Raw genomic sequence first — 20,830 nt, forward strand, 5'->3', positions numbered from 1 at the left:
TAACCGTTTAAACCGAGATTTAAATTCAGGCTCTATAATCTTAAACAACGCAGGTGCATATCCTTTTTCCGTTGGGTGTTCGCCTTCTTCCATTCGATCGAGTAATACAGATGGAATCATTTTTACAGCAACTACACTTGGTACACCTGTTGGAATCTATGTTCACAAAAAGGTAGCCCCCGACTTAGTCTCTCTCGTCGGAGGTAACCCTTTCAATCCAGCTGATAATCCATCATCACACAATAATCTATGTTTGTCTGATACCAATCGACTTTTATATATGACTTCGACTAACGCATCTAATCCTATTTATGGATTTAGATATGACGTTGATGGGAATATGCAAGTTTTACCAAGTTCACCATTTTCTCCAGACCCTGCCTACACAGCGGCAGCACCAACCGATAACTTCTCCACTAGTTTGGTCATGGAACCCAACGGAAAAAGGATATGCACCTGCGTTGTTTAAGATTATAGAGCCTGAATTTAAATCTCGGTTTAAACGGTTAACTGAATTCGGATTCGAAGAGGAATTGGTAGAGTACATAGTAGTTCCGTCTGCGCTAAATGCAGCCAAGCCGGGAGCACCAAAACCATTCTGGTCTTGCACGAATGTCAGTGAGCGATCTATTCCATACTTATGAACGGCGATTCGATCACTACCGGAGCCTGTAAAGGTAATTATATCTCTCGAACTAGGCGGTATTGAAATTCGCAATGGCTGGCAGCCTGGGAAGGCCGTTGTAACTGCCGCTCTGATATCACTCACGTATTCTCCAGTTAGCCCAGTATCAGGATCTACGCGGTAAACCCGAAAACCGGCTTCATACGGAACTGTCGCCTTATGCATCAAAAGCACCAAAGCATCCGGTAGTGCTTTTTCTCTCAAAAGGTAACGAACGAATTCCGAGAGGATCGATCGTTTGACAAATTCATCAGATAGAGCGTCGCTCGGGTTATTCAAATCGGCCATCCTACATTGCGAGGCCAAACAGATAAGTGCAAATGAAAAAATGATTCTTTTTATGAAGTGAGAACGAAGTGCCATGATATCCTTCTGTAAGATTCGGATGTAGATCATACTACTACATGTAGTGAAAGCAATTTATTGACTAACCGATGTACTATTGCATCTTTCGGTATCTTTGTCAATCCTAATTAAAGATGTAAAAAGGACCTGAAATTAAGAACAGAATTCAATTTTTTAGTAATTCATTCTTTTTGTTCGAAATCCCTGATCTGATAAAAACAAGTTGTGGGATTTCCCTATAGAATAGAATTCTTAGGAAAAGAGAGCAGGGATACAAGAAGGAAACTCTATGAGCGAATTTTACCAAGATGAATGGGTATGGATCACAGGTGCTTCTTCTGGGATCGGAAAAGAATTAGTGGCTCAAGCTTACAAACAGAAAGCAAAGGTTCTACTTGCTTCTCGAAAGACAAAAGATCTAGAGGCCATCGCAAAAGAACTCCATCTAGAGAAGGGTCGTTACGCTGTTGAAAAATTAGATTTAGAAGATTACAAATCGACAGCCGGTTTTGCAAAACGCTGTTTGCAAAAGTATGGAATTCCTAAAGTAGTCATCCATAATGGCGGTATCAGCCAAAGGTCTTTAACAAAAGAAACTAATTTAGTCACACTAGAAAAGATTATGAAAACTAATTTTTATGGTGCTGCTGAGATGACTCGGGCAATGATTCCCCAAATATTAGGCAAAAAAGAGGTTCATTTTGCCGTGATCTCAAGTGTGGCTGGTAAAATTGGAAGTCCCCTTAGATCTGCTTACTCTGCCTCCAAATTCGCGTTAGTTGGGTTTTTCCATTCCTTACGCTCGGAAGAAGAAAAATCTGGTATTTATGTGACCATGGTGTATCCAGGTTTTATTCAAACGAATATCTCTAAAAATGCACTGCAGGGAGATGGATCTTCTACGGGAACCATGGACTCTGTGATTGCTGCAGGTTTACCGGTTCAGTTATGTGCTCATCGAATTTTACATGCTGTGGCTAACAAACAACGTGAGGTAGTCATTGCTGGTATCAAAGAAAAATTTGCATTGTTTTTACAAATGGTTTACCCATCTTTATTTTTTAAGATGATTCAAAGTGCCAAGGTAAGATAGAGGAGACTACTCATTTGAAACGATTTTTTTATTCCTTTGGAATGATTCTATTTCTAACATTTGGAGTTTTTGGTGATAGTTCGGTTCTTGATTATAAAACAAAAACAAAGGCAAACGAGAAAGAAAGAACTTACTTATTAGATCTTTTGCGAACAAACCTTTCCAATGAGTTAAAACAAGAATTTATTTTTGTTGTGGAACATTTTAAAATTTCTGGCGATTATGCTTGGTTTCGTGGAACCGCTAAGAGAAAAGATGGGAAGGAAATCTCTTTATCGGAAGAAATACCCTATGACTGTTGCCATGTGGAAGCATTGTTCAAAAAAACAAATGGGAAATGGCAAATCTCTGAATCAGCTGCCTTCAGTACGGATGTCTGGTGGGATGGGATCCAGTCCCGTTATCCGAAAGCCACAAAAGAAATCTTTCAGTAACTGAAATACCCTTCTTAAGGGAATTTGGGATGGGTATAAAAATAGCATTTCTGAAAAAGTGATGATATTTTGATAGAATATGCGTTTGAAGATTGTTTGGTTGGAGTATGCTTCTTGAATATCTAAATGTTAATTCCATTCAAATTCTTCCTGACGCCAAAAATTGGGAGGATGTTAGTCTAGAATTATTGCGAAAGGTAGAAGGAGATCCCGTAAAAGAGGATTTACGAAATCGTATGGAATCTTTTCCGAACAGTCTGTTCGGAAGTCTTGGCCCTCATATTTTACTTCCTCATTTTCGTTCCCGACATATTAAAACACCTGAAGTCTTTTTGTTTTTAATTCCCAAAGGAATTCTTTTAGAAGGAAGGCTTGTCCATTTGATTTTATTTCAAATGATTCCGGAAACCCAACCCTCACTCCATTTACGTTTGTTACATGGCCTATCTTCCCTTTTACCTCAGATTTTTGAAGCTTTATTGAAATGTGATACTGAATCTATGGTTTTGTCTGTAGTTCAACGTGGCGAATCAGAGATGAAGCCAAGTTACAAAAATTTAAACCAATCACAGATTGAATTTGAATTACAAACAAATTTGAAAACTGGGCTAAGCCAATCGGAAGCCAATATTCGACTGAAAACATTTGGAAAGAATGCGATCGAAAATGAAAAGTCTACACCAATCATTTGGAAATTTTTTAAAAGTTTTTTTAGTTTATTTGCAATCCTATTGTGGGTTGCCACAGTTTTATGTTTTGTCCCCGGTGTTGATATGCCTGAGTTGGGGATTGCTATCTTCATTGTCGTAGTGATCAATGGAATCTTTTCCTTTTTTCAAGAATCTAAATCTGACCATGCGGTGGAAGCCTTACGTAAGTTATTGGCACAAGAATGTCCTGTCATTCGGGATGGAGAGACTACAACAGTTCCTGCGGATGATATTGTTCCCGGAGATTTGATTGTCCTTTCAGAAGGAGATATTGTACCTGCAGATTGCCGTATCATTGAATCAGAAGATGTAGAAGTTGATAATTCTTCCCTTACAGGTGAGTCCACTTCTGCGAGACGTTATAAATCAGATAGTGAGATTGTTTTAGAAGGAAAATTTCTTTGGTTGGAAATGCCCAATATCCTTTTTGCTGGAAGTTCTCTCATTAAAGGGAAAACAAAAGCAATTGTGTTTGGAACAGGACAATCAACGGAGATTGGTCAAATTGCCGGAATCACTTCGAAAATCAAAAGAGATGAAAGTCCGTTACAAAAACAATTAAAACAAACAGTTATCTCTATTTCTTTATTTGCTTTTGTGATTGGGATTGTATTCCTTTTTTTGGGATACATGGTCGCGGGTTTAAGTTTTGTCCAAGCATTCATTTTTTTTATAGGGATTTTTGTAGCAAACGTTCCAGAAGGATTACTACCTACGGTCACTCTTTCTTTAGCCTTAGGTGTTTCTCGAATGGCAAAACGAAATGCAATCCTAAAAGATTTATCTAGTGTAGAAACTCTGGGATGTACAACTGTTATCTGCTCTGATAAAACGGGAACACTAACTCAAAATCAAATGAGAGTCATCGAAGTCTATTTTGACTCAAATACTTTGACACCTCAAGAGTTGGAGAAAAAAGAAGGAAATCAAATTTTTCTAAGCTGTGGTTATCATTGTAATAATGCAGTTTTAGATCCAAAACCGATGGGTGATCCCACAGAACTTGCATTATTATATCTATCTCAAGGTAGACTTGCCAGTGATGAAGGTGAAAGAATTCATACAAATGCATTTGAGTCGGTGAGAAAGAGAATGAGTGTTGTTGTGAAAGGAGATAATTTCACAACTGCTTATGCCAAAGGTGGTCCCGTTGAAATTCTTTCTATTTGTTCTCATGTGTATGAAAACGGTTCTGTAGTTTTATTAGATGAAGATAAGTGTTTGAAATTAAAAAAGGCCTCTGATCATTCAGCAAGCCAAGGATATCGTGTTCTTTCCTTCGCTTACAAGTTGATAGAAGAAGAGGTCACTTCATCTGTTTTAGATTCAGTGGAGTCGTCTATGGTCTATTTGGGCCATTGTTGCCTTGCCGATCCCATCCGCCCTAAAGTTCCCGATGCCATAGCTAAATGCCACACAGCAGGGATTCGGATATTGATGATTACTGGGGACCACCCCTTAACAGCAGAATCTGTTGGTAAGTCAATTGGCATTGGAGGTGAAACCCCAGTTGTGATTACCGGTGTACAAGTGGACAAAATGAACGATACTGCTTTAAAAGAGTGGATTCGAAAAGGAGAACCCATATTTGCAAGAGTGTCCCCTTCTCAGAAGTTAAGAATTGTTTCAATGTTGCAAGAGTTAGGTGAAATAGTTGCAGTGACTGGAGATGGAGTCAATGATGGCCCTGCACTTAAAAAAGCTGACATTGGTATTGCGATGGGGAAAAGAGGAACGGAAGTTGCTAAAGAGGCTGCCAGGATGATTATAGTCGATGATGATTTTGCAACCATTGTTGATGCTATCGAAGAAGGTAGAGGTGTTTTTGATAATATTAGAAAATTTTCTTCGTACGTTCTGAACTCTAATCCACAAGAGTTAATTCCATTTTTACTTTGGGCGTTGTTTCCAGGCTTTCCTTTGCTTATGACTGTTATGGGTGTTCTCGCTGTGGATGTAGGAACGGATTTGATACCGGCCATGGGTCTAGGGGCAGAGCCACCAGAAAAAGGAATTATGTTCCGGCCACCTAGAAATCGGAATGAAAAATTAATTTCCATTAGATTTATTTTGAGATCGTACCTTGTAGAGGGAATGATTCTTTTTTTCTCCTGTTTGACAACCTATCTTTATTTTGTTTATACAGAATGTAATGGTGTTTTACCTCTCTCTCCTAATGGATTAAACATGGCAGAAGCAAGTCCCCAGTATCTTCAGTCGCTAACGGCCTTCTTTTTTCCGACCATCACAGTCCAAATTGCGAATGTGCTTAGCAAACGATCACGGACGGAATCTATTTTTCAAATGGATTTGTTTTCCAATCGAATCATTTGGATAGGAATCGGTTTCTCTTTATTTCTTTGTGCGATTTTCTTTTATACTAATCTAAGTTCTGTTTATTATTTTGCTCCCATTCCAATCCATGTATATATTTTTGCATTTCATGGAACCATTGTGATGGTGATTTATTCAGAGATCATAAAATATTTCAGAAGGAAGCGATTCTCTAAAACTTAGAATCATTCTATTGACTGGAAAAGAGAAATTTATTGATTTTTATTTTGCTTTGATGATTCATTCGCTCGTATCTGTTGACCATAGAACTATTGAAATAAACATGTAACATTTGATAGCTTTATGTAAGTTCGGGAAGATTAATTGAAAGAAAAACGAGTGCTTTTGGCTGAAGATGAACTAGTAGTAGCCACATATATTAAGGACAGTTTGTCCGCATTGGGTTATAAGGTGACACTTGCCAGTGATGGAAAACAAGCCTTAGGTTTTTATTTAGAAAATCCTTTCCCTGTTGTGATTACTGATTATGAAATGCCTGGTTTAAACGGGGCCGAATTAATCCAAGAATTAAAGTCGGAAGATAGTGAACCAGTGATATTTATGTTAACTTCACATGTTAACCCAAAGTTGATTGTGAACGTAATGAAATTGGGAATTTACGATTACTTGGTAAAACCATTAGAAGAACATGAAATTTCAATCAAACTGAAAAGAGCATTTGAATTTTATGAGATGAAACGAATGGAAACCATTTCTAAGAGAGAACGTCAACTCCGGTTGGAAGGTCATTTAGAATGGATACAGTGGAAAGAAAAAATGGCTGGAGGTGAGTTCAATCGATTGAACCAAAACCTATTTGAGAGTTTAAAAAATAGTTTTTGTCAAGGAGCAGGTTTTGGTGCCCTTGTGACTCTATTGAAATTAGTAGCTGATACTACTGTTAAAGAAGGGAATCATTACCAAATAGAATCTGACTTGATGGAGTTAATTCAGATCAACACAGAAATGGCAGAGAAAGCACTCAAGATGTTCTCGGCCATTGATCTGATGGTATCTAACCCGATGCAGTTCGAGGAATACTCTTGCGAGGATTTATACGAGAAGCTACTGATTTGGCTCGAGGACTTGAAACCAATCCTGGTTTTAAAAAACCAACAGATTCTAATAAGTGACTTAAAACCAAATCATTCAAAATTTAAAGTATCCTGTAATCGATTTTCTTTAGAAACCTCGTTTAAGGAAATTATCACCAATGCATGTAAATTTTCACAACCCGATTCCAATATTACTCTCGTAACAAATGTTGAAAACAATTGGTTTAAATGTGTGATTTATAACCAACCAACTTCGAATGCAGATGGAACCTACGGGATTCCTTTCCAATACGAAAATTTAATTTTTGAACCATTCTATCGGTTATCGAAAAATGTTTTTGAAATGTATGGAACTTTGGATTTTGGGTTGGGACTTAGTTATGTGGACTCCTGTTTTAAGAAACATGATGGAAAATTGTCTGTTCACAATGTCATAGACCATTCGGAATGGAATGATAGTCCTATTACTAAAGTTGCATTTCAATTTTCATTACCTGCGATAAAAATTTAGCTGTATGTTTCAAACAAATTATAGTGACCTACTTTCGAATATCCCTGATTTAGTTTGTGAATTGGATAATTTTGAAAGGATCCGATATGCAAACTCATTTCACAAAGATAAATTAGGTTACGAGTCACATGAAATCCTTGGTCGTTCAGTTGATGAATTCTTTCATCCAGACGATCGAAGTGAATTGCGTACAAAGATGTCTCTTCTGAAAATACCTGGATCTGAAACCAAAGGGATATGGAGAATCGCCCATAGAAATGGGCATTTTTTGACTTGCGAATGTCGCGGAAAACTAAAGTTAGATTCCAATGGAAACAAAAGAATCATAGTTGTGGCTCGTGATATTACGGAAGAACTCGGAATAGAATTTAAGTTACACACAAAACCGATTACGAAAGTGCAAACCACTTCCGAGTTACATTATCAAAGTTTTTTTGAATTGAAAATGTCTCAGTTTGAATTTTCTCAATTAAAATTTGCTTTCGATGAACATGCCGTCATTACGATCACTGATAGAAATGGAAATATCACCTATGCAAACGATAGATTTTGTGAAATTTCAATGTATTCTCGTGAAGAGTTAATAGGAAATAACCATCGTTTGTTGAACTCAGGATTTCATTCTTCTGATTTTTTTGAACGAATGTATCATATGATACAAAATGGATATGTTTGGAAAGGGGAGATTCGAAATCGAACCAAAAGTGGGTCTATCTATTGGGTAAGTGCAACTATTGTTCCTCTACGATCGATTGATGGAAATATCAATCGATTTGTTGCTTTGCATACTTTAATCACTCGAACCATCGAATCGGAAGAAAGGGTCACTAAGTTATTGCAAGAAAAAGAACTGCTTCTGCAAGAAGTCCACCATCGAATTAAGAATAATCTTTTTTCTGTTTTTAGTCTTTTGAAAATGCAATCTAACTATTATCAAGATCCACAGTTAAGGGAACAATTTGAGGAAGCAGCAGGTCGTTTGCGAAGTATGATGGCTCTTTACGATCGACTGTATAGGTCGAAAAACCCGAATGAAATTGACCTCAAAGATTACATTCGAAACCTAGTAGGCCAGATCCTAACAACATATCCCAAGGATATTCGTTTTAAATTTATTGCTGATGAACCTATCATTGTGAAACCAGATATCGCAAGTAATCTAGGGATCATCTTAAATGAGTTAATCTGTAATTCTGTGAAACATTCTTTTTTGATAAAAGATTCAGGAGAAATTAAGATCCAAATACAAAAAACAGATCAGCAGATCCAATTTTTATATAGTGATGATGGGGAACCACTTCCCGACACTTATTCCTTAGAAAATTCCGAGTCTGGATTTGGAATCAAACTTATGAATTTATTGGTCCAGCAGTTAAAAGGAAAGGTGGAAGTTCGACCTGGACAAAGTGTTCAGTTTGATTTAGTATTTCCAGTTCGGTGACTTTTAATTTCGCATCCAATGTTTCCATTTTTTATGCAAAAAATAGAAAATCATCACTATGGATGGAATTAGAAACCAAAGAAGAAATATACTATTAGCTGGTAAGATTCTGATTTCTTCAAAATTCAGAATCTGCTTAAAGTTTTCGATAGTCCACTGAACGGTATGTTTAAAAGGTCCTTGCCCTTTGATTACCGATAAGGAAATTTCTCCTTTTACTACAATGGTTTCACCTACCGGAATCATAAATCTATTTACTTCAATGGAGGGAATCACTATTCCCGTATTTGGATCAATTGAATTACAATAGTTTGATTCACATTGAATACAATATCCATTTTTACCTGTGGACTCTAGACTTCCTGAAATGTATGCGTTCGAAGTAAATCCTTGAAGGCTCTTATGTTCGTTACCAATATATGTACAAGTTGTATAAAGATTTTCCTCAGTTATAAATTTTAGTTCCAATGTATGGGAGCCTGCATGTCCGTTTCCATCGGCTATCACAATTGGAAATTCTTTTGGAATTGTAAACTCTGCTTTTCCTAAAATTGGAAATGAATCAACACAACGACTTTCTTGCGATTCGGTATAACAATTGTTCAGTGTGGAGTCTTTGGTTTGGTTTTGAAAACTATACATTTCTATATGGTTTGTGTCTTGTGGAATGGGTCGAAGAAAACAAAACAGGTCTGATTTTTTGTCAGAAGGAAATTTGTTATTACCCACTTCCAAATTTGTAGGAAATTCGATTCCTATGTAAGATCTAGGATCTAATCGAAATTGCGATCCATTTTCGTTTGTTTTGATGCTGATACAACTAGGGTCGAATTCAGAAGAGCTGCATGTTTTTTCTTCCCCTTGTGTGTATTGAAGAAATAGGCCACCATAAAGTGGGCAAAAGATTTCTGTTGATTCCGACGGGAGGATGGTCAGTTGGATCGTAGTAGGGATGTTGGTTTCTGGTGCACCAATCGGTTCCTCTGGAGTTGGGATTGTATTTGTATTTCCAAGCAGGGGAATGAGCCAAAGGAGAGAGTCTGTTTTTCTATGAGAACAATTAGTCAGAAGGAATAGTAGAAAAATCAGTCTGAGTGGTTTCATCTAGAATGAGACGAAAAGCTTAGTTCATACCAACCATTGTTTTGTCCGGAAGACCGGCAAACATTGGTACTCTTACGTAGCTCTAATCAATTAGATGTAGGATTGTATCGAGTTTGTTTAGGCGAAAGACAGTGCGGATGAGTTTGTTTACCCCACGGATCTGCAGCTGTAAATTTTGTGATTCGAGTGCGGAATGAAACTTCATCAACTCGCCGATTGTAGCACTATCCAAAGACATGGAAATCTCAGTAAAGTCCAAGACAACATCTTCCTTTGTATGATGGATGGTAGACATAATTCTTTCCCGGAATCCGCTGAGTCCATCAAAAGAGAGATCATTGTTCTTGATTTCGATTACAATTGCCAAGGTTTAAATCTATTTTTATTCTATCGGATATTTTGAAAGAATTTTTCCATTTTAATTTTTTGTTTCTGAATTGTTTTTGATTTTCTTTTGTGATGAGATTGGTTTTGGTACTATATGTCCGTAAGTGATCGACAGTTGAGATTAATTAAAGAAGCAGCAGAGTTACTCGTTATGGAGCACCGCCTAACTGCAGATGAAGCGGTTGTTGTCATTTCGACGGCGATCAAAAAAGAATTATCTCTCAGAAATACAAACTTCGAAAAATTGGAAAAAGGATCCAAAATTGATCGTACAAGTTTTACCCGAAGTGTCGTAAAATCGGTTCAAGACAGTTTAGAATCCAACCCGTATTGGCGATCCCATAACTTAGAAAAATCTATCGATAATTTTTATAAAGTTTTGCACAAACATTGGGATTAAATGTTCATCCAACGTTTTTTTCAGCCTCTCCATCAGTTAAAGAAATAAACTCACTAAAGGTTTGTATTTTCTTTTACAATTGCATCAGTTTCGCAATAATAAGAATTTGGAAACTGTTTTGCTCGAGGAAAGATCATTTCAAAGTTTTGTGATTCCTTTGGTAAAAAATCTTCCTTTTCTAGAGTCATTGTATTATAATCGATCGTTTTTTCTTGTTTGTTGATTAAAAGACATGTGATTCTTGTGAAATTGACAGTAGATTTACTTTTGTTTTGAATTTTCCCAAAGAGCACAATTTCTTTGTATTGGTTTCGTTTGAAATCAATCTGTTTTAAGGAAAGTTCAGGTCGATTTGTCTCGCTTAGAATCGTAGTTGCTGTTACATGGATATCGAACTTAGAATAACTTGGTACTTTTTCGATTAGAACTTGGAAACTAACAGATTCACTATCTGCCACCACATTTTTTTCAGCATATCCAAAATTAGTTCCAATATTTATTCCTTCATCATTTAGTAAATCAACAGTGAATTTGGGCATAAGAAGTTGATGGCCACTTTGGTTCGTGAATGTTCCTACAATATACTCATTACCAATTCCATCTGGTATGGCTGTGGTAAATTGGAATTCTCCTTCGGGAGTGATTTCCGTCGATTCTCCATTGAGATCCATGGGAATAGATACAGTTTCCTCTTCTTGTGGGAGATTTAACCCTGATTTTAGTTTTTGATAATAGGTGAATGCAGAAGACCCTAACACAAGCCATGCGACCATGCTTCCAGTAATGAGGTTTTTCCAATTTCCAAAAGATTTAGTTTGCGAATTTTGTTTGGATGTCCCATACACTTTTGTCGGAGGAAAGTCTACCATTCCCCCCGTAGGCAATTTATCAAAACAATCTCCACAACGATAGATGGTTGCCGATTCTTGGTATAAATTGGTGCTACCACAACTTGGACATTGTTTGGGGTTCATATGACAAATTCAAACATGAGCCACTGAAAATCCAAGGAGAAAACAAATTGGGAAATATCTTTCTTTTGCCTATTTTCGAAGGTATTGAGTTTGGATAATCGGTAGAAGTGCATTTGGTAAGAGGGCTGTCTCTTTTTTGTAAAAACCACATTTGTTTGTACAATCAGAAAAAATAAGATGATCAGGCAGCTTAAAGGGAGAAGGGGGGAGTTCTAAAAAGGTAAACGATTTTATATTTTCGTTTTGCAGTAACCTTGCTAAAACTTGGGGATCGTAATCCTTTCTTAAGAGAAGTATATCTTTGCTTTCTTCGAGTAAAGGTAAAACAACAAAAGAAAAATCAGAATTATTAAACAAAAGAACAGTGTCATCTAACTTACGTAATTCGTCTAAGGTATTCAATTGGAATTTGGATATTTTTTTTAGCTCTTTAATTTGACTATTTAGATTCCAAATAGTATAAAGAGAGATTAAGGTTAAGAGAAATGTCCACTGGTAGGAAAGAAAGGGAATCGGCTCGTTGTCCTTTCTTAAAATCAGAATATAGAGGGGAATGAATCCATATAAATAGCGAGGTGTATTATGCCCACCTGTATTTGGGGCCAAGAACAATGTAACAACGGTTAACGAAAATAAAAGGATTATTGGATAAGAAATTTGTTTGAAAAAAAAAGATCGCAAAAAGAATAAACAGGATAAAAGAAAAATGGGAGCCTGCTCGATCCAAGTTTTTGTTAGGTAAAGGATGATTTCTGGGCGGAGTTGAAAATCGGAATGTTTCGCCATTCTTAGAGGCAAAACTAAGCCGGTGGTATATAAATTTCCAAATGTAATGATCAGTAATCCGATTAAAATGGAAATACCATAACGAAGTTTGCTTTTGTGATTAGAAAAACAAAAGGGGATAAAAACCAAAACCAAACCCATCTCAGGTCGAATCCAAACCGTTAGTGCCGAAATAATCCCGGCTATCATTGGTCGATTTTTATGGTACAAAAACAAAATTAAAATTTCAAAGAAAAAAATTAAAACTGTTTCATGAATTAGAAAAATATAAATCGGGAGACTTGATCCAAATAACAATAGTAATGTGGATATTGCATCTTTTTTGATTTGATGGAAAATGTAAATAGCACTAGCAAAAAGAATAAATTGGGTGATAGTGATGCCAACAATTCCGAAAAGTTTAAGTAAGGGAGAAAATATAAATGGATAGAAGTTGGGGAATGTCGAATGAGCTTTTCCCTTGGTAAGTTGGAAAAAAAGATCTGGCAGAGGGAAAAAGGAAAAACTGGGATCCTGTGTTTGGTGGAGGTAAGGTAAATCGAATATAGTTTGGCCGGCTAATTTCATTTGCCATTCTAAAAGCGCAAAATCGCTAAATGGAAGGATTCCTCTGGCGGAAAAATAAAAAGATACGAATGCCAAAAATGCTAAACTACAGAAGAAACCAATTGCTTTTTTGGATTGTATCATATGAAATCAAAAACAGGTACATGGTTTCGAAATTCCTACGTTCGGCAATGAAAAAAGTTCCCTTCCCCTCTCTCTTCCGCCTAAAGAAACTGCCTACCGGACTTTTTGTATTTTGTTTGTTTGTCCTTTCCATCATTTCTTTTCTTTTTTTTGATTTTATTAGTTTGTGTTTTGATTCTAAATATGGTCATTACCACTTTCCCAAAAATAGAGAGATTCCTTTTTTTCGATTGGGCGAGCGGGAGATGGGGAAAATTGGGGAATGGGGTATCCGTGAGGGAAGTTTCAAACCTGAGGCCAGCTGTAAATACCTGTTGTTAGGTGATTCGCAAACCTTCGGTTCAGGAATTTTTTGGAAGGATACCTTTTCCGAAATACTCAACCGAGAGACTGACTGCCATTGGACTAATGCCGGTATCCCTGGGTTCACGCTAGAAAATGAATTCTCCTTGTATCAAACCATAAAATCCGATATTTCTTTTGATCGAGTTTATCTGTTCATCTATGGAAATGATATTTATGAAACAGGCGATACTCCTGACTATTTACATTATGTGAAAAAACAAACTTGGTATATCCAGTTTCTAACGTTTTTTTTTCCTGAACAAAGTCGCATTTATTTGAAAGCAAGATATTTCCAAACCATTCAGAAACGAATGGAGTCGGAACTAGAAAGAGTATCCAAGTTAGAAATTAAAAAACAGAAAAGTTCGAATAGGGTGAAAGAAGAGTTTATTACCTTAAGAGGTTTATATAATTTGAGCCCTGATTATTTAAGTGGATCTTTGGATACTAAAACCTATGCTAAAACCAATTTTAATCGATGGAACAGAGTATTAGAACAGTTGTATGGCAAAGTTCTGGTAGATAAAAAAGAATTGGTGATGGTTTATATTCCTTTAGAAGTGGAATATGATCCAATCAGATTTAAAATTTACAAAGAGATTGGTTTTGTGATGAATCCAAAATGGATTGATTCGGATTCTGATTTCATAACCGACTTAAAAGCTATTTCTCGAAAAAAAAATATTCCCTTGATTGATTTGAGGGAATATATGCGATACAGGTCCGATCTGTTACAAAAGGAAGACATTCATTTGAATGAAACTGCTACTCGTTTGATTGCAAATATTCTAAAACAGAAACTATAGATTGATTGGTCCCATTTAACTTTGCTCTAATTTTTTTAAAATCGGACAATCAGGTCTATGGTCACCATGACAATGTTTGACGAGGTTTTTTAAGGTATCGGACATATCTTTTAATTGTTTTAGTTTTAAATCCAATTCATTCAAGTGTTTTTCCGCAAGTTGTTTTACTTGTTTGCTACTCCGCGATTTATTTTTCCAAAGTCCTAACAAACTTTTAATATCTTCGAGTGGGAACCCAAGTTCTCTGGATCTTTTGATAAACCGTAAATAATGAATGTCATCGGAACTATAAGATCTGTATCCGTTTTCCGTTCTGCCTGCTTCGGGAATTAAACCAATCCCTTCATAATGGCGAATGAGTTTAGTGCTGACTCCTGATTCTTTAGAAAGTTCTCCAATATTCATTTGAATCCTCCAAAAAAAACTTAAAAAAAACGATAAAAAAATCAAATCGGCTATTGACCTTCCAACGATTGGAAGGTTTAGACTGGATTTATGTTAACAAAGGAGTTACTATGAAACCAATCAAAAATTTACTAAAACTTGCAATTTTTGCAATGTTTTTGAGTTCGCAACAGATAGCTGCTCACGGGGAACACAAACCAGGTCCCCACGGCGGTGTGATCGCCATGCCGGGAGCTTTTCATACGGAAGTACTTCCTTACCAAAACTTAGGATTTAAGGTGTATCTACTCGATATTAATTTTGAAAATCCGACTTCCAAAAATTCAAAGTTGCATGGTAAGGTAGTTTCGAAAGGGAAAGAATTTCCTTTGAAATGTTCCGGTCACCCAGATCATTTTTATTGTGAAATTTCGAGGGGAAGTTCGGTGGAGGAAGGTGAACTCATTCTTTCCCCAGAATGGAATTTCCAAAAAGGTGCGGATGTAAAATACAAACTTCCGTTAACAGAATCGAAAGAACAAAAGAAGGAGCATCATCATGGTTAATTATGAAGTAGAAGGAATGACTTGCGGGCATTGCAAAAAAACGGTAGAAAAAGTTTTCGCTGAAATCGGTAAAGAAGCAACTGCTAACATAGAAGAAAATATTGTAACCGTGAAAGAAACTCTAACGGATGCGGAGCTAAATAGTCTTCGGTCACGTTTGAGTGAGGATGGATATTCCCTTGGAAACGTCAAATAATACCACCGAACGAACATTAGATCTTTTTGGTATGACCTGTGCCAATTGTGCCCTTCGAATCGAGAAGGGCCTTTCTAAAATGGAAGGTGTATCGGATGTTCGAGTTAATTTTGCTCGTGAATCTGTTTTTTTACGAAGTGTTGATTCTGTAGCGCTAACTTCCCTCTTAGAAAAGGTAGAGTCCCTTGGTTATTCAGCAACTGTCCATGATGTGAATCAACAATCGGAAACGGAAAAAAAACAAAAGGACCAAATTCGGAATCTAAAGATCCGTTTTCTCTTGTCTGCATTTTTCTCCTTACCATTGTTTTATGCTATGGTTACTCATTTTAGTTTCCTTAGTTTTATGCCAATGCCACATTTCCTAATGGACCGGTTTGTGCAAATGGCAATTGCCTTTCCTGTGCAGTTTCTGATTGGATTTCCCTTTTACCAATCTGCCTATCGTGCATTACGAAATGGATCAGCCAATATGGATGTTCTTGTTGTTATCGGAACAAGCGCAGCCTATGGGTACAGTGTGTTCGGAAAGGATCTCTATTTTGAAACCTCCGCTGTTCTTATTACCTTTATCCTTGGCGGTAAGTGGATCGAACATTATGCCAAAGGGAAAAGTAGCGATGGGATCAATGCTCTCCTTAAACTTCGCCCAGAAACAGCTACGGTTCAATCCAATGGAGTTTGGACGGAAGTCCCTAATGAATATTTGAAATTAGGAGACCTGGTTTTAGTGAAGGCAGGCGAACGGTTTCCTATGGATGGAATTGTATCGGAAGGGGAAAGTTTTGCCGATGAATCCATGTTAACTGGTGAAAGTATGCCTGTGGAAAAGAATGTGGGCGATAAAATTCTCGGTGGAACAGTGAATGGAAGTGGGTCTTTGGTTGTAAAAGCAATGAAAGTTGGAAATGATACCACTCTTTCGCATATCATTCGTTCTGTGGAAGAATCTCTCGGCACAAAAGCTCCCATCCAAAGGATTGCTGATCAAATCTCCGCGTATTTTGTCCCCGTTGTCGTAGGTATCAGTATCATTGATTTTTTGGTTTGGTACTTCATGCTCACACCGGGGGTGGTCACAACGGCCATCGAAACAAGCATTGCTATTCTCGTGATTGCTTGTCCTTGTGCCCTCGGCCTTGCCACTCCCATATCGTTACTTGTGGGGACAGGGCGTGCGGCTAAAAGGGGAGTGCTTTTTCGCAGTGCCGAAGCATTAGAATCTGTTTCTAAAATCAATTGGATTGCTTTTGATAAAACAGGAACTCTTACGGAAGGAAAACCAAAAGTAACGGAGAGCACCTATTTGGGATTCGATTCTACAAACTTGGATCTTGTTTTACGAGCGATTGTGAGGATGGAAGAAACATCCGACCACCCACTGGCCAAGGCCATCGTTGGTTATGGAAAAGAAAATAACCTATACCAAACAGGTTCTGAAATGGTTTCGACAAAAACTTTTCCGGGAGGTGGCATCCAATCCGAACAAAATGGATTGGTTCTCATTGCCGGTAAACAGACGTTTGTGGAAGAAAATGGATTTTTAATTTCTGATGCCATAAGAGAATCAATTAAGCCTTGGACAGAGGATGGATCCAGTTTGGTTTTTGTTGGGATTCGAGGAATAAGGGAAGGGATGGTGGTTTTTCGCATTGAAGACAGGTTGCGTAAAGAGGCAAAGGCCGCCATTTTAGAATTAAAATCCATTGGAGTGGAACCTGTCCTCCTAACAGGTGATAATCAGACATCGGCCGAAAAAATTGCTCGTTTAGTTGGGATTTCTGCTGTGTTTTCAGGACTCCTGCCTGAAGAGAAAGCAAAAATCATTACCACTCTGAAAACGAACAAAGTGCATTCCGCTATGGTAGGAGATGGAATCAATGATGCACCGGCCCTTGCATCGGCTGATGTGGGGATTGCGATGGGAACAGGTTCTGATGTTGCGATTAACACTGCTGATGTAGTCCTTGTCAATGGAGACATCCAAAGAATTGTGGATCTCATTCATATTGGTAAAGACACTGTCATCAATATTCGGCAAAACTTTGGTTGGGCTCTTGGTTACAATTTACTCGGAATTCCGATTGCTGCATCGGGTTTACTTGCTCCTTGGGTGAGTGGAGCTGCTATGGCATTCAGCTCTCTGTCGGTTGTTTTTAATGCCCTTCGTATGAGTCGTTGGAAATAAAACGAAAATATAAGAGATGGTAAATTTTTGGATATCTCTTTTTTAAAACCTCCCTCCCATTTAGAATCTTCGGTAAAAGAATTCTGGATTTGGAAGGGAGTGAATGTCCGCGAACTCCCATGGATTCTGCCATCTTACGAGTGTGAGATGGTGTTTCATTTGGAAAACCCGCCTCTAGTAGAAACAGAAGATAGACAACTGATCCGATTACCAAAGTTTCACATTGTCGGGCCACAGACAAGAAGGTGGAGAATTTTATCTGAATCCGAAATTTCTTTATTTGCGATCAGGTTTTATGTAGGGGGAATGTATTCTTTATTTTCCAATCGAGGGGATGAATTACAAAATCAGTTTCCAGAAATATTCAATGAACTTATATTAGGTGAAATTTCTGAAATCAAAAACAAATTTATGTTAACAGGAAATTCAAGTTCTAATTTTTTATCTGAAGATGGGATTTCAGAATTTCTAACCAACTTTCTAAAACAATATCCCGGAGAACCTGGAGAAATACCCACCTACATTCGGTTTGCGCTTTTGGAGCTCACACGAGCTGCCACTTCCATTGAAAGTCTTTGCAAAAAATTGGGAATTTCTAGAAAACAATTGGATCGTAAGTTCAAAGAAATCGTGGGTATGGCTCCTTCTGAATACCGAACAGTGCACAGGTTACTGGAAATGGTCCGAAATCCGGAACATTACCGAAAAAATAATCCAGACCTAAGGTTTACCGACTTGGCCCAGGAATTCAATTATTCTGACCAGTCCCATTTCAATCACGATTTCAAAAGAATTTCTGGAAGTATTCCCAACGAATGGTTCAAAGAATATGAAAAAATGTCCCATTTTTACAAGCATGATTCGTCAGATGATGATAGGATAAAAACATGATACAAAACATAATTGATTTCGTTGGTAAAACAAAGTTTAATCTCAGGTTACGCACATTGTGTTCCGCTATCACGAGAGAAGACAAAGAATCGTTTGATTTGTTATTATCCGATGCAGATCTAAAAGAAGTTTTGGTATCAGAATCGCCCTTACTTCTTGGGCTTGCGGTCACAGAAGTTTCCGATATTTATTATTTAAAAAAATTATTATCTCTTGGTTTGGATCCTAATCAACCAGATAACATGGGTTTGTATCCCATACACAAAGCAACAGAGTCTGGCAATGGGGAAGCAGTTGAAGTATTACTTAACTCTGCCGCCGATCCTAATGTCGCCGACCCAAGTGGGGTTACTGCCCTTCATATTGCCAATAGTTTTGACGGTCTTGGTGAAATTTCTGATCTTCTCATACGAATGGGTGCCAATATCTACCAAAGGGACAAACTGGGCAAACGTTACCTAATGTAACTCCCATATCTGATTTCTTAGGAGGGTGGCCATAATCTGTTTGTCTGAATGGCCCAGTTCCCAATCTTTGTGATTATGATCGGAACACCCTTTACTCCTACTGCTACAAAACTTTTACTCCTCGGATCAGGAGAACTTGGCAAAGAAGTTGCTATCGAAGCAAACCGCCTAGGTGTTCATGTCATTGCAGTAGACCGTTATCCAAACGCGCCGGCCATGTTTGTGGCACAGGAATCTCGGGTCATCAATATGCTCGATCCACAGGAACTAGAAGCCACCATACGAGAGTTAAAGCCTGATTTTGTAGTCCCTGAAATTGAAGCCATCCATACAGAAACGTTAGTCCGTTTGGAAGCCGAAGGTTTTCGAGTCATCCCTTCTGCCAAAGCCGTGAACTTAACTATGAACCGCGAAGGGATTCGTAACTTTGCGTCCAAAGAACTTGGTTTAAAAACTTCCAAATATCTTTTTGCTGATACCGAAGAGGACTTTCAAAAAGCAGTTCGAGAGATTGGATTTCCTTGTGTGGTCAAACCCATCATGAGCTCTTCTGGAAAAGGACAAAGCCTTGTGCGCACCGAGTCCGATATTTTGAAAGCCTGGGAGTATGGACAAACAGGAGGAAGGACTGGTAAAGGAAAAATGATCATCGAAGAATTTATATCCTTCGATTTTGAGATCACTCTTCTCACCATACGACATATAGGTGGGACTACCTTTTTGCCTCCCATTGGGCATAGGCAGGTGAACGGGGATTATGTGGAGTCTTGGATGCCTCAACCCATGACAGAAAAAGCGCACTTGGCTGCAGAAAAAATTGCAGAAGCCGTCACCACTGGTCTTGGAGGGATGGGCATTTTTGGGGTAGAACTCTTTGTGAAAGGGGACGAAGTGTATTTCAGTGAAGTATCTCCGAGACCGCATGACACAGGTCTTGTGACACTCATCTCTCAAAATATTTCAGAATTTTCCCTCCATGCCAGAGCCCTTCTTGGACTCCCAATTCCAGAGCTTATTTTCCACACTCCCGCAGCCAGTTCCGCAATTCTTTTAGAAGGAAAAACCAAAGCACCAGTTTATACTGGTCTTGAGGATGCACTAAAATTTAGGGGAGTGGATATCCGAATCTTTGGGAAACCAGAAATTGATGGGAAACGTCGAATGGGTGTTAGTTTAGCTACTGGAAACACAGTCGAAGAAGCGAAAGAAAAAGCCAACAGGGCTCGGGATTGTATCAAACTAAAAAAATAAAATTCGATTGTGATCGATTAGTCTTTTTTGATTTCGAGGGATTTAAAATTGGTCATCATAGATTCGTAGATACTTTCTTCGCCAAAAGGAAGAAAGGAATTATCATAATGAAGTGCGAGTAGTTTGTTTGTCCCTTTTCCAAACCCACGAATGAGCTCTGATTCTATAGAATCAAAATCAGAATCCTCAATGGAATCCATAAACTTGCCATCGTGCAAAAGGTTTAAAAAGACCACAAATTTCCCTGCATGTTTTAAAATCTTTAAGGCAAATAACATCTCTCGAAGTTTTAATAGGTAAAGAAGAGGGCGGGTGTTCCTAGCCATCACTAACTTCTGTTCGGCTTCACTGATATCTCGAAGTGCGAGACGTAAAAAAGCCCTTGTTTGAGTTTTTTCTTTATCTCGTGATTTCCCTCCGAGTAAAATTAATTCGGAACGTACCAGGTTTAAATTTTTAGTTAGAATTTTGTCATAGAGTTGGATGAGTTTGTATTGGGTGGACCTAACCGCCAAGTAGGCGTCACTGTATTTTCCTTGGATGTGGAGGCTTTTAAAACGCAAATACTCATCAATGATTTCTTTGTACTCGGCCTTTTCTTCTGGACTGCCTAGGTGGATGACACTGGAATCAAGCGAACGCACCAAAAGATAGTTTTCTTCTGCACCAAAGGCCACTTGTAAGTTGCCATTGGCATAACTTCCACTGCCAAAACTGAGGCATAGGAAACTAGTGAGTCGAAAAAGAAAAGTTCGCACAGTACAGTTTCGGAATCTGGAGGTATGAA

General features: G+C 37.9%; 20 protein-coding genes. 13 read left to right on the plus strand and 7 right to left on the minus strand.

What is annotated here, in order from left to right; genetic code table 11:
- Positions 1-358: 358 nt before the first annotated feature.
- Complete coding sequence (locus JWG40_RS05725; protein ID WP_205284899.1) at positions 359-1,048, minus strand: hypothetical protein; 690 nt, start codon at positions 1,046-1,048, stop codon at positions 359-361.
- Between the two features lie 271 nt (positions 1,049-1,319).
- Here JWG40_RS05725 and JWG40_RS05730 point away from each other — a divergent pair, with 271 nt between their 5' ends.
- From JWG40_RS05730 to JWG40_RS05750, 5 genes are all read left to right on the plus strand, one after another.
- Positions 1,320-2,123 carry an SDR family NAD(P)-dependent oxidoreductase gene (locus JWG40_RS05730; RefSeq protein ID WP_205284900.1) on the plus strand — a complete coding sequence of 268 codons (804 nt, stop codon included), beginning with the start codon at positions 1,320-1,322 and terminating at the stop codon, positions 2,121-2,123.
- Positions 2,124-2,137: 14 nt separating this feature from the next.
- Entirely contained in the window at positions 2,138-2,557 is a 420-nt protein-coding gene (locus JWG40_RS05735) for a hypothetical protein (protein ID WP_205284901.1), read from the plus strand.
- Positions 2,558-2,664: 107 nt separating this feature from the next.
- Complete coding sequence (locus tag JWG40_RS05740; RefSeq protein ID WP_205284902.1) at positions 2,665-5,784, plus strand: HAD-IC family P-type ATPase; 3,120 nt, start codon at positions 2,665-2,667, stop codon at positions 5,782-5,784.
- Positions 5,785-5,925: 141 nt separating this feature from the next.
- A complete protein-coding gene (locus tag JWG40_RS05745; RefSeq protein ID WP_205284903.1) occupies positions 5,926-7,167 on the plus strand; it encodes a hybrid sensor histidine kinase/response regulator in 1,242 nt (413 codons plus the stop codon).
- A gap of 4 nt (positions 7,168-7,171) precedes the next feature.
- Complete coding sequence (locus tag JWG40_RS05750) at positions 7,172-8,608, plus strand: PAS domain-containing sensor histidine kinase (protein ID WP_205284904.1); 1,437 nt, start codon at positions 7,172-7,174, stop codon at positions 8,606-8,608.
- A 3-nt stretch (positions 8,609-8,611) separates the two neighbouring features.
- Here JWG40_RS05750 and JWG40_RS05755 read toward each other — a convergent pair whose 3' ends face one another.
- The gene (locus JWG40_RS05755) at positions 8,612-9,712 is read right to left on the minus strand and encodes a hypothetical protein (protein ID WP_205284905.1); all 1,101 of its coding nucleotides are present in this window, start codon (positions 9,710-9,712) and stop codon (positions 8,612-8,614) included.
- A gap of 82 nt (positions 9,713-9,794) precedes the next feature.
- Positions 9,795-10,007, minus strand: a complete 213-nt coding sequence (locus JWG40_RS05760) for an STAS domain-containing protein (protein WP_205285022.1) — start codon at positions 10,005-10,007, stop codon at positions 9,795-9,797.
- A 186-nt stretch (positions 10,008-10,193) separates the two neighbouring features.
- On the opposite strand from JWG40_RS05760, the gene JWG40_RS05765 reads away from it, so the two are divergent.
- Entirely contained in the window at positions 10,194-10,499 is a 306-nt protein-coding gene (locus tag JWG40_RS05765) for a hypothetical protein (RefSeq protein WP_205284906.1), read from the plus strand.
- Between the two features lie 53 nt (positions 10,500-10,552).
- On the opposite strand, the gene JWG40_RS05770 is transcribed toward JWG40_RS05765, so the two are convergent.
- Positions 10,553-11,473 (minus strand): FxLYD domain-containing protein, encoded by a 921-nt coding sequence (locus tag JWG40_RS05770; protein WP_205284907.1) that lies wholly within the window; start codon positions 11,471-11,473, stop codon positions 10,553-10,555.
- A 69-nt stretch (positions 11,474-11,542) separates the two neighbouring features.
- Complete coding sequence (locus tag JWG40_RS05775; protein WP_205284908.1) at positions 11,543-12,949, minus strand: LA_3751/LA_3752 family putative glycosyltransferase; 1,407 nt, start codon at positions 12,947-12,949, stop codon at positions 11,543-11,545.
- Between the two features lie 47 nt (positions 12,950-12,996).
- Here JWG40_RS05775 and JWG40_RS05780 point away from each other — a divergent pair, with 47 nt between their 5' ends.
- On the plus strand, positions 12,997-14,100 hold the full coding sequence (locus JWG40_RS05780) for an SGNH/GDSL hydrolase family protein (RefSeq protein WP_205284909.1): 1,104 nt from the start codon (positions 12,997-12,999) through the stop codon (positions 14,098-14,100).
- Positions 14,101-14,115: 15 nt separating this feature from the next.
- Here the strand turns inward: JWG40_RS05780 and cueR are convergent, their stop codons facing one another.
- A complete protein-coding gene (cueR, locus tag JWG40_RS05785) occupies positions 14,116-14,505 on the minus strand; it encodes a Cu(I)-responsive transcriptional regulator (protein ID WP_205284910.1) in 390 nt (129 codons plus the stop codon).
- A 110-nt stretch (positions 14,506-14,615) separates the two neighbouring features.
- Between cueR and JWG40_RS05790 the strand changes: the two genes are divergently transcribed.
- The 6 genes from JWG40_RS05790 (at position 14,616) to purT (ending at position 20,043) form a co-directional block, all read left to right on the plus strand.
- Positions 14,616-15,050, plus strand: a complete 435-nt coding sequence (locus JWG40_RS05790; protein WP_205284911.1) for a hypothetical protein — start codon at positions 14,616-14,618, stop codon at positions 15,048-15,050.
- The gene (locus tag JWG40_RS05795) at positions 15,043-15,246 is read left to right on the plus strand and encodes a heavy-metal-associated domain-containing protein (protein WP_205284912.1); all 204 of its coding nucleotides are present in this window, start codon (positions 15,043-15,045) and stop codon (positions 15,244-15,246) included. Before JWG40_RS05790 ends, JWG40_RS05795 begins: the two co-directional genes overlap by 8 nt.
- Positions 15,230-17,434, plus strand: a complete 2,205-nt coding sequence (locus tag JWG40_RS05800) for a heavy metal translocating P-type ATPase (RefSeq protein WP_205284913.1) — start codon at positions 15,230-15,232, stop codon at positions 17,432-17,434. Before JWG40_RS05795 ends, JWG40_RS05800 begins: the two co-directional genes overlap by 17 nt.
- Positions 17,435-17,461: 27 nt before the next feature.
- Positions 17,462-18,325, plus strand: a complete 864-nt coding sequence (locus JWG40_RS05805; protein ID WP_205284914.1) for a helix-turn-helix domain-containing protein — start codon at positions 17,462-17,464, stop codon at positions 18,323-18,325.
- Entirely contained in the window at positions 18,322-18,792 is a 471-nt protein-coding gene (locus tag JWG40_RS05810; protein ID WP_205284915.1) for an ankyrin repeat domain-containing protein, read from the plus strand. Before JWG40_RS05805 ends, JWG40_RS05810 begins: the two co-directional genes overlap by 4 nt.
- Before the next feature lie 75 nt (positions 18,793-18,867).
- Positions 18,868-20,043, plus strand: coding sequence for a formate-dependent phosphoribosylglycinamide formyltransferase (purT, locus tag JWG40_RS05815; protein WP_205285011.1), 1,176 nt, complete (start codon positions 18,868-18,870; stop codon positions 20,041-20,043).
- A 17-nt stretch (positions 20,044-20,060) separates the two neighbouring features.
- Here the strand turns inward: purT and JWG40_RS05820 are convergent, their stop codons facing one another.
- A complete protein-coding gene (locus tag JWG40_RS05820; protein ID WP_205284916.1) occupies positions 20,061-20,801 on the minus strand; it encodes an adhesin OmpL37 family surface protein in 741 nt (246 codons plus the stop codon).
- Positions 20,802-20,830: the final 29 nt, after the last annotated feature.

Source organism: Leptospira abararensis (assembly GCF_016918735.1).
Classification (GTDB): Bacteria; Spirochaetota; Leptospiria; order Leptospirales; family Leptospiraceae; genus Leptospira_A; species Leptospira_A abararensis.